Annotated in this window: 8 protein-coding genes; 5 read left to right on the top strand and 3 right to left on the bottom strand. The window is 57.6% G+C overall.

Features of this window, described 5'->3' with window-relative positions; translation table 11 throughout:
- The first annotated feature begins 306 nt into the window (after positions 1-306).
- Positions 307-1,305: an ABC transporter substrate-binding protein gene (locus E7813_RS19550; RefSeq protein ID WP_291576694.1), complete on the top strand. Its 999-nt coding sequence runs from the start codon at positions 307-309 to the stop codon at positions 1,303-1,305.
- A 201-nt stretch (positions 1,306-1,506) separates the two neighbouring features.
- Here the strand turns inward: E7813_RS19550 and E7813_RS19555 are convergent, their stop codons facing one another.
- The gene (locus tag E7813_RS19555; RefSeq protein WP_291576696.1) at positions 1,507-1,989 is read right to left on the bottom strand and encodes a DoxX family protein; all 483 of its coding nucleotides are present in this window, start codon (positions 1,987-1,989) and stop codon (positions 1,507-1,509) included.
- Positions 1,990-2,651: 662 nt separating this feature from the next.
- On the opposite strand from E7813_RS19555, the gene E7813_RS19560 reads away from it, so the two are divergent.
- Both E7813_RS19560 and E7813_RS19565 read left to right on the top strand, forming a co-directional pair.
- Entirely contained in the window at positions 2,652-3,635 is a 984-nt protein-coding gene (locus tag E7813_RS19560; protein WP_291576698.1) for a putative zinc-binding metallopeptidase, read from the top strand.
- Positions 3,632-4,657: an ATP-grasp domain-containing protein gene (locus tag E7813_RS19565; protein ID WP_291576700.1), complete on the top strand. Its 1,026-nt coding sequence runs from the start codon at positions 3,632-3,634 to the stop codon at positions 4,655-4,657. Before E7813_RS19560 ends, E7813_RS19565 begins: the two co-directional genes overlap by 4 nt.
- Before the next feature lie 196 nt (positions 4,658-4,853).
- Here the strand turns inward: E7813_RS19565 and E7813_RS19570 are convergent, their stop codons facing one another.
- On the bottom strand, positions 4,854-5,246 hold the full coding sequence (locus E7813_RS19570; protein ID WP_291576701.1) for a RidA family protein: 393 nt from the start codon (positions 5,244-5,246) through the stop codon (positions 4,854-4,856).
- Positions 5,247-5,535: 289 nt separating this feature from the next.
- On the opposite strand from E7813_RS19570, the gene E7813_RS19575 reads away from it, so the two are divergent.
- Positions 5,536-6,852 carry a (Fe-S)-binding protein gene (locus E7813_RS19575; protein WP_291576703.1) on the top strand — a complete coding sequence of 439 codons (1,317 nt, stop codon included), beginning with the start codon at positions 5,536-5,538 and terminating at the stop codon, positions 6,850-6,852.
- A 78-nt stretch (positions 6,853-6,930) separates the two neighbouring features.
- On the opposite strand, the gene E7813_RS19580 is transcribed toward E7813_RS19575, so the two are convergent.
- The gene (locus E7813_RS19580) at positions 6,931-7,314 is read right to left on the bottom strand and encodes a VOC family protein (RefSeq protein WP_291576705.1); all 384 of its coding nucleotides are present in this window, start codon (positions 7,312-7,314) and stop codon (positions 6,931-6,933) included.
- Between the two features lie 146 nt (positions 7,315-7,460).
- Between E7813_RS19580 and E7813_RS19585 the strand changes: the two genes are divergently transcribed.
- On the top strand, positions 7,461-8,066 hold the full coding sequence (locus tag E7813_RS19585) for a class I SAM-dependent methyltransferase (RefSeq protein ID WP_291576706.1): 606 nt from the start codon (positions 7,461-7,463) through the stop codon (positions 8,064-8,066).
- The last annotated feature ends 148 nt before the right edge of the window (positions 8,067-8,214 follow it).

Consider the following 8,214-nt stretch of genomic DNA (forward strand, 5'->3'; position numbering starts at 1 on the left):
GGTCATGTGAACCGCATCTACAGGCCGAACACATGGCTGCACCGACCAATGCTGCAAAACGTGAAAAAAAGCTCTTGCCAACCCGGAGCCGTCCACACATGGCACTTTTCGGACATCGCGCGAGGTCTGAGTTAAGTCCGCTTTCGGTGTAAAGCGGACCACATCTGCTCAGAGCGAGTATTTCGCCTTTTGACCCAACTCGGACATCGGGCAATCTCCAAAGATACTTCATTTCTACCGCTCCGGCGTCTTCCAAGTGTCGAGTTTAGACAGCTATACTCGTGCGATTGATTTCGGGGGACGGACATGCAGCGGCGGGAGTTCATCGGACTGATCACGGCCGCATTGAGTTTTTCGCGTCCGGCTCATGCCCAGACAAATGCCAGCTTGCCGTTGGTCGGGCTTTTGATGCCGTTAAAATCGGAGACCAATACCGCCAAGGAGAGAGTCGCGGCACTCCGCAAAGGCTTGCAGGAAGCAGGTTTCATCGAGGGTACGAACTATTCCCTTGCCGTGCGGTTTGCCGAAGGAGATGTTAATCGCTTGCCTCAGCTCGCGAGGGAATTGGGTGCGCTCAATCCACGCGTCTTCGTCACGATAGGTTTTGGTGCCAGCCCGGCTCAACGATCTTTTCCAGAGATACCGCTGGTTTTTGCCAACGTTGCTGTGGACCCAGTCACGTTAGGTTGGGTCCAAAGCTATGCACACCCGGGTGGGATGATCACCGGAAACGTCATTAACGCGGTCGGTGGCGAGGAGACCATGACCCAAAAGCGCATCGGGCTTTTCAGGCAGCTTGTTCCTAGTTTGACACGACTCGGCATGATTGCGCCCGCCAACGGGTTGTTGGCGATGAAGGAGAAAGAGGCGCTGCAAAAAGTGGCCGCCAAGTTGGACTTTGAGTTCGTCCTCTACAGTCTCGATACCCTTGACGATCTGGAAAGCGCCTTTGCGGCGGGCCTTCGCGACGACGTGAGTGCATTCTACATCTCGGGTGAACCGCTGCTGTTCGGTAATCTGTCGCGCGTCATGACTTTCGTCACGGCGTCACGCAAGCCTACCGTCGGCTCTTACCCGGATTGGGGACGTGCCGGGCTTCTGATGTCCTATGCAACCGACCCGAGCGATGCTGTGCGTCATGCGGGCATCTATGCCGCGAAAATCCTGAATGGCGTCAAGCCCGGCGATCTCCCCGTCGAGCAGGCGAGCAAGTTTACTCTGGTGATCAATCAGAAAACTGCAAAAGCGCTCGGCATCGTTGTGCCTCCGACCCTGCTGGCGCTCGCCGACGAGGTTATCGAATAACGACGCAGCTTTGCTGCGATGCGTTGGTCGCGATTGGCGCGAACCCGACATGCCGGGCCGGTATGACGATGTCCGCTCATCGGGGTAGACCGGAAGTGGTCGAACCACGGTCAGAACGACACCATTGACCCGGAACGGACATCATGACGTGACGGAATTCCGTTTTGGGCCCGACTCCAACGTTGCAGAGTCGGAACGCGTCTATCGCCTCTTCATCAATATCGCGTCGAGCGAGAAACGCCCGGCCCCGCAAATAAACAGAAACAAAGCGCCGCCGATGATGGCGAGGTTCTTGTAGAATTGTCCCTCCTGCATGCGTCGTGCAGGTTCTGGGAATTCCCAATAGCGGTGCGCAATGCCCGTCGCGACGATGACGAACACGACGATCAGCACCGCCGCGTAGCGCGTGCCCAGACCGAGAAGGATCAGGGTGCCGCCGACGAATTCGCTGATCGCGCCGACCGGTCCCCAGAAATCCGGAAACGCCACCCCGCGATTGCCCAGACTGGCGCTGAACGCACCAAGTGCCGCGAGCTTTGCAAAACCGCTCTGGAAGAAGATGATCCCCATCGCCAGCCGCCCGACCATCAGCACCGTGTCGCTTGCGCGGGCGGCAAGGGAATCGGCGTAACCGAGAACGGTTTCCGTGAGTCCCAGCTGGTTCTGTATATCGGTTCGCGCCATCGCCTCGTTCCCTTTGAGATACGTTCCGCACCCGAGTAATTTTGTTGATTGGGCACTATGCGCCTTACCTCAGCGTTGACAATAGATGAATGTCTGTTGTTGGCACTTTTCGGACATGCCCGGGTGGCCTGACGATGTCTGCTATCGGAGGCAGAACGGACATGCGGAGCTATGCGTCGAAATGGGAAAGTCAGAGTCTTCAGGGCCTGGGCAGGGCGCGCTTACCCACTGCTCGCAGGCTATTTTACCCTTGGGTTACCCAGCGCGGAAAAACGAGCGAAAGCCGACTTCCAAGACCCGGCAAACGCTCGTTAGCCAGCTGTTTGCATAACCGTTGGCCATTGCGCAAAAGGCATCGCCCGGTTCTCCGCCTTCATGCAACCACTCCCATGCATCTATAATCCGAATTGGCGAGCAGCCTGGAAATCAAATGTTTTGCAGACCGATGTCCACTTTTGGTAAAGCAGACATCAAAGGCTAAACGCGGCAGGTCTGCTTTGGACCCAGAGCTGACACGGGCCGCTGAACAACGGCACGCCGCGGAGACCCGGCGGTTGTTGTCAGCAGCATCCTATGACACCATCTGAGTACCGAGTTGTTATGACTTCTGGATGCCTATGCCCCGCCGGAAATATGCTTGGGAAAATCTATCGGATGAGCAGTTGCTCCAGCAACGCCTCAGTAGTCTGAGGGTTGCGGTCGAAGGCACTTGGCTCGAGGATCGTATCAGCACTCTTTATGAAGAGCTCGAAGAGCGGGGCATCCGGCTGCGGCCACATACATGGATATCGAACGAATGGTTTAGTCCGGCAGATGTGCCCGGCATTGCCGTCCCATTCTATCTCACCCATCCCCGCCTGATGAAGCTCGAGAAGAAAATGATGCTCTACGTCGAGGGCGGCACCTGGTCCGAATGCATGGCTATCCTCCGCCATGAGGCAGGTCATGCCATCCAGCACGGCTATCAGCTGCAGCGCCGCCGGCGTTGGCAGCAGCTGTTCGGCCGGTCCTCAAAACACTACCCACGCTACTACCGGCCCAATCCGGCCAGCCGGCAATATGTCCAGCATCTTCGGCTCTGGTACGCGCAGAGCCATCCGGACGAGGATTTCGCTGAAACCTTCGCGGTGTGGCTGCGGCCGCGTTCGAACTGGCGGACGCGCTATGCCGGCTGGCCAGCGCTGAAGAAGCTCGAATATGTCGACGAACTGATGGAGGAAATCGCCGGGAAGCGGCCGCTAGTCACGACGCGGGAGCGTGTCGATCCGCTGCATGAACTCAGCCAGACACTCGGCGACCACTATAAAAAGAAGCAGGCGTTCTACGCCTTCAGCCCACCGAAGACTTACGACCGCGACCTCTCCCGGCTCTTTTCCGCCGATCCACGGCATCGCCGGGGGCAGCCGGCTTCTGCATTCATCAGGCGGCACCGCGCCCACATCAGGCAGCTGGTTGCGCGGTGGACGGGCGAGAACCAACTTACGCTTGATGTTGTACTTGACGACATGATCTCCCGCTGCCGAGAGCTCAATCTGCGCGCTGTCGGCTCCGATCGGAAGCTTTTGACTGACTTCACCGTCCTGTTGACCGCCAAGACCATGCACGCGCTGTTCGGTCCTTCGCGGCGAAAATGGATCGCGCTATGAGACGCCTGCGCGTTCTGGTGCTCATGCATCCGGACTTCGTGCCCCCGGACTCCACCGACGGATACACTGCGCGGCAAATCAACGAATGGAAAACAGAATACGACGTCGTGAGCACCTTGCGTGCGGCCGGCCATGATGTTCGCCCGCTCGGTGCGCAGGAGGAAATCAAGCCGGTGCGCGAGGAGATCGAAAGTTTCAAGCCGTATGTGGTATTCACCTTACTCGAGCAGTTTCACAATGAGCCGGTGTATGACCAGCATATCGCGAGCTATCTTGAGCTGATGAAAATCCCATATACCGGGTGCAACCCGCGTGGCCTGATCCTGGCGCGCGGCAAGGATCTGTCCAAGACGCTGGTGCACCATCGCCGGATCGCGGTGCCGGCCTTCGCCGTGTTCCCGATGCGCCGCAAGGTCAAACGACCAGCGCGTCTTGCGCTTCCGCTGATCGTCAAGAGCCTGAACGAGGATGGATCTCGGGGTATCTCGCAGGCATCCGTCGTCGATACTGACGAGAAGCTCGCAGAGCGCGTCGCCTTCATTCACGAGCGGATCGGAACTGCCGCGATCGCCGAGCAATATATCGAGGGACGTGAGCTTTATGTCGGTGTGCTCGGCAACAATCGGTTACGAGTGTTGCCGGTTTGGGAATTGAAATTCGGCACCATGGGCGGCCAGGCCATAGCCACCGAGAAGGTCAAACACGATCCCGGTTATCAGGAGCGCATGGGAATTGTAGATGGGCCGGCCAAGAACCTTGCGCCGGAGGTACGCGCCCGCATTCACCGAACAGCGAAACGCATCTACCGAACACTTGGGCTCGATGGATACGCGCGCATCGACTTTCGCCTCTCTGCCGACGGCACCCTGTATTTCATTGAAGCGAACCCCAATCCTGAAATCGCGAAGAGCCAGGAGTTCGCTACAGCGGCCCGGCATGACGGACTCGATTACCCAGCCCTGCTGCATCGAATTCTGGCACTCGGAATTAGCCGGGCAAAGGCGGGCGCATCCGTAGGCTGAAAGGCAATGCGTGACGGCCATGCGGAAGAGTGGTTCCCACGCCCTCGGTCGTCACCCCAAAAAGACTTTTGCAACAAAATCGGCACCAAACAGACCTCTTGCGATGTCCGCTATTCGGTCGCTATCGGGGGGAAAAGCGTACATGATGCGGACAGCTAAAATTGGTCGAGATTGACCCAAATCGTAACTTTAACTCCTACCCAAAATAGGCGACGGTTTCTATCTCCACCAACACTTCCGGCGTCGCGAGGGACCGCACTTCTACAAGCGTGGAAGCAGGAAACTCTCCGGTAAAGAACTCGCGCCGCGCTCGCCAGACCTCGGTGTTTTTCTTGATATCGACTACGTAGATCGTCATCTTGACCAAGTTGTCCATCGTCCCGCCGGCCGCTTTGATGATGCGATCAATGCGTGAAAATATTTGCTTGGTCTGCTCGTACTCATCCTTCCCGACTACCCCGGTGCCGCCTTCAAAGGGACGTGCTACCTGGCCGGAGATGAACAGCATGTCGCCCGCGCGTATGGCGTTTGACCACAAACCGGGGGCGACCTCGGCTACATCGGGGACGGGCACCCTTGTTCTGGGCATAGTGTGCTCCTTGTGAAGTCCGTCTCGGATACGTTTCCCTGAACTTTTATCACGCAAACATTGGCAAGCCCATCGTGCTGGCGTCGCCACAGCGCAAATATCGCGGTCGATGTTTGGCAAAGCGGAAACACCTCCTCTTTGCGAGTATTTCGCCTTTTTGACTTGAAACTGACGAGAACGGGCCGGGTGCGGCCTTCCCATTTACGTCTCGGCGCTTGTGAGATAAGTTTCGATAAGCATCACGACCCTCGCGTAGGTCCGCGGGCTGAGAGCTGGACATGCACAGCCGATGAGCGAAATCTCGTTCGAGACGGCGCTAAACGCTCGCGTTGAGGAGATGCTCGACGCCTGTACGCGGTGCGGTAAATGCGTCGAGGTCTGCCCGAGCGTAGCGCCTGCCGGCGTGGCTGATGCGAGCCCCACCGACGTCATTAGCGGCATCCTTGACATCTTGCGCACGGGCGAGGGACCCGAGGCGTCGGGTAAATGGGCGACCGCATGCGTGCGCAGCGGCGAGTGCATCAAGGCGTGTGACTACGGCGTAAATCCGCGCTTCATGCTGGCCATGGCGCGCGTTGCGATGGCAAAGAGCCAGCACGAACTGCCCGAGCGGCGACGTCAGGGCCTGACACGATTTCGCGATCTCAGCCGCGATGTGACCATACTGTCGCGCTTGCAGCTGAACGGCGAGGTGCTGGAGCGGCTCGGCCAGAAAACGGCGTCGGCCGCAATCCCTGCCGAGCCACCGGATTTCGTGTTCTATACCGGCTGCAATGTGCTCAAGACGCCACACATCGCGCTGCTGGCGCTGGATATCATGGATGCGCTCCGCGTCACCTATCAGGTAATGGGTGGGCCGACCCATTGCTGCGGCATCCATCAGTTAACTACAGGCGACGTCGAAATGTCAGGGCGCATGGGCTCGAATTCGATCGAGAAGATGTCGCACTCGAAATCCGGCCAAGTGATCTCGTGGTGCCCGAGTTGCTACGTCCAGTTCACTGAAGCCACGATTCCAGCCATCGAACGGCAACGCGGATCGCGGCCATTCGAGATGACGCCGTTTTTGCGATTTCTCCGCGAGCGTCTCGCATTGTTGGTCCCGCAATTGAGCCGAGAGGTCAAGATGCGGGTCGCGCTGCATCGGCATCCCGGCGTCGCCGGTGTCATGGAAGCAGCCGAGGAAATCCTGCAGGCGGTCCCAGGCATCGAACTCGTCGATTTGCAGCAGCCGGCGGTCGGCCTGCAGAGCGTCAATGTCGGGGTTCTTCCCGCATTCAAACGCGAGTTGCAGCGGAACGAACTTCAGGCGGCGGCGGATGCGGGCGTAGACGCGCTTGTCGCGGTCTATCATTCCGATCATCGCGAACTATGCGCGCATGAACGCGATTGGCCATTTCGGATCATCAATATTCTCGAAGTCGTCGGCGAGAGCATGGGGTTGCATCACCACGACCGCTACAAAGAGCTAAAGCTGATGCAGGATGCCGAACAGATCGCCGCTGAATGCCGTGATCTCATCGCGGAACATTCGCTTGATCCCATTGTGGCTTGCACCGTCATTGCCAAAGGCTTGCTCGGCGACCAACCGCTTCCTTTGAAGTAGCTCAATGCGCCGGAAATGGGCGCTGACGAGGCGGGGTACGCGCTGGGCACGACTTCCGCCTTTGACCCGAAGCGGACCTCAGTCCTGATGGTTAGTCCCCATTCCGAACGTGAGTTGATTGCCATCAAGATCAACAACATCAAAGTCGCGCATACCGTAGTCGTAATCTTGCGGCGGCTTGAGCACCTTTGCTCGGCGCGAAGTCAGCTCGGCGTGCACACGGTCGACGTCTTTCACGAATATACAAATGACGCCATTACCCGGCAATCGTTTGGTCTCGTGAGCCGCGAGTAGGTGCAAAGAAACTTCGTCACGACACAAGCAGACATAGAAAGTGGGGTCTCCGTATTGAAAAGTGATGGTGAAGCCGAGTGCGTCGCGGTAATGCTCAATGCTCTTGGCTATGTTGCTGACGACAAATACAGTTGCCGCCCCTGTCATCATCGCTTGTTTTTCTGTCATCTGGCTCTCCCGCTCTCGCGTTAGCTGCTCGCCGGATTGAGAAGTGGTGTTTTGACGCCGTCACTTCCGATTTTGACCCAGAACGGACATCCCCGAAAGGTCAATCGGGTGTAAGTTAATGTTTCCCGCATCGCACGGAATTGTCTATGGAAGACACCGCTAACCGGATCGTAGCCCATTACGAGCGCCACGCGTTGTCATGGGATGCAGACCGCCGAGCCGCCGGTTGGATAGATCAACCCTGTATCGAGCGTTTCCTCAGTTTCCTTCCGCAGGGCGCAACGGTTCTTGATCTTGGCTGTGGGGGCGGGTCGCCTGTTGCACTTCACATGGTTGCCCGTGGTTTTCACGTCACCGGCATGGACAGCTCTCCAACCCTCATCTCACTCTGCCGAACCAGGATGCCGGGTCAGGAATGGATCGTCGGCGATATGCGTGCCTTGGCACTTGGTCGGAAATTTCAAGGGATCTTGGCTTGGGACAGCTTCTTCCATCTTCGGCACCAAGACCAGCGAAGAATGTTTCGGGTATTTGCCGTGCACGCTGCGCCAGCCGCCATTCTAATGTTCAATGCTGGCTTTGATCATGGCGAGATAATCGGTTCATATCGAGGCGATCCACTATTCCATGCCAGTCTCGATGCGTCCGAATATCAGTCTTTATTGACCGACGCAGGTTTCGAACTGATCGAGCATCCGATCAATGACCCTGCAAAGGGTGGCCGGATATTCTGGTTGGCTCGCAGGCTATAATTTCGCCTATTGGCACCTTTCGGACATGGCGCGATGACCGACTTGAGTCCTCTGTGGATGGCTCCCGCGTTGCAAGAGATAAATTGACGCAGTGGCATTGGTCGGGTGCAGTCTTCTGTCCGGCCTGTTGATGCAGTCGGTGAGACTG

The sequence above is a fragment of the Bradyrhizobium sp. genome, from assembly GCF_004799405.1.
Classification (GTDB): domain Bacteria; phylum Pseudomonadota; class Alphaproteobacteria; order Rhizobiales; family Xanthobacteraceae; genus Bradyrhizobium.

What these genes read in the sequence shown, in the direction of transcription:
- E7813_RS19570 (WP_291576701.1), bottom strand. Translation starts at nt 5,246, where the DNA reads ATGCCCAGAACAAGGGTGCCCGTCCCCGATGTAGCCGAGGTCGCCCCC.
- E7813_RS19550 (WP_291576694.1), top strand. Translation starts at nt 307, where the DNA reads ATGCAGCGGCGGGAGTTCATCGGACTGATCACGGCCGCATTGAGTTTT.
- E7813_RS19555 (WP_291576696.1), bottom strand. Translation starts at nt 1,989, where the DNA reads ATGGCGCGAACCGATATACAGAACCAGCTGGGACTCACGGAAACCGTT.
- E7813_RS19580 (WP_291576705.1), bottom strand. Translation starts at nt 7,314, where the DNA reads ATGACAGAAAAACAAGCGATGATGACAGGGGCGGCAACTGTATTTGTC.
- E7813_RS19565 (WP_291576700.1), top strand. Translation starts at nt 3,632, where the DNA reads ATGAGACGCCTGCGCGTTCTGGTGCTCATGCATCCGGACTTCGTGCCC.
- E7813_RS19585 (WP_291576706.1), top strand. Translation starts at nt 7,461, where the DNA reads ATGGAAGACACCGCTAACCGGATCGTAGCCCATTACGAGCGCCACGCG.
- E7813_RS19575 (WP_291576703.1), top strand. Translation starts at nt 5,536, where the DNA reads ATGAGCGAAATCTCGTTCGAGACGGCGCTAAACGCTCGCGTTGAGGAG.